General features: G+C 50.5%; 1 protein-coding gene. It reads left to right on the top strand.

The annotated features are described in order from the left end of the window. A partial coding sequence (locus Xbed_RS18825) for a terminase large subunit (RefSeq protein WP_139837559.1) occupies window positions 1-953 on the top strand: 953 nt, incomplete at both ends.

The following is a 953-nucleotide window of genomic DNA, read 5'->3' as shown; positions in this document are numbered from 1 at the left end:
CGCATTGTGTTTGATGATGCCCGTCAGATGTGCCTGCTATCCAAGCCGTTCAAGAAACGGGTCGCTATCCAGCAACACAAAGTGACCTATCCAAAGAGTAACAGCCTGTTAAAGCCACTGGCCGCCAAAGCCTCCACCATTGAGGGCACTAATCCCAGTCTGGCGATTGTCGATGAGTACCATTTGCACCCTGATAATGCCGTATATTCTGCTCTTGAACTGGGCATGGGCGCACGTCCCGAAGGCATTCTGTTTGCCATTACCACAGCGGGCAGTAACGTGATCTCCGCCTGTAAACAGCACTATGATTATTGTTGCCAGATACTGGAGGGCGAAGAGCAAAATGAATCGCTGTTTGCCCTGATCTACGAACTGGACGACGAGCACGAGATTGATGATGAGCAGCTTTGGATAAAGGCCAATCCAAACCTGAATATATCGGTAGACAGCGCCGCCTTGCATGACACTATCCAGAAAGCGCGCGGTATTCCCTCGCAGTGGACAGAAATGCTTACCAAACGCTTTAATATCTGGTGTCAGGGTGAAATGCCGTGGATGGGTGACGGGGCTTGGAAAGCCTGCCAGACAGAATACGATGAAAACGACCTCAAAGGGCTGGAGTGTTACGCCGGACTCGATTTATCCTCAACGGGCGATATCACCAGTATTTGTTACACATTCCCCGTAGACAATGAACTGTTACTACTGACCCGCCATTATTTACCCGAAGCCCAGCTACAGAATCCCGCCAATAAGAACCGGGCGGTATATCGTCAATGGGCGCAAATGGGCTGGATACGCACCACGCAAGGCGATTGCATTGATTATGACCGTATCCGTGATGATATTCTCAAAGACAGCCAGCACTTTGATATCAAACTGGTAGGTTTTGACACATGGAACGCCACCCACTTACGCACCCAATTACAGGGCGCAGGGCTGGATGTTGAGCC

It is taken from the genome of Xenorhabdus beddingii (genome assembly GCF_002127545.1).
GTDB lineage: Bacteria > Pseudomonadota > Gammaproteobacteria > Enterobacterales > Enterobacteriaceae > Xenorhabdus > Xenorhabdus beddingii.
The sequence above is the reverse complement of the archived record's forward strand: the minus strand, read 5'-3'. Positions and strand labels throughout refer to the sequence as shown.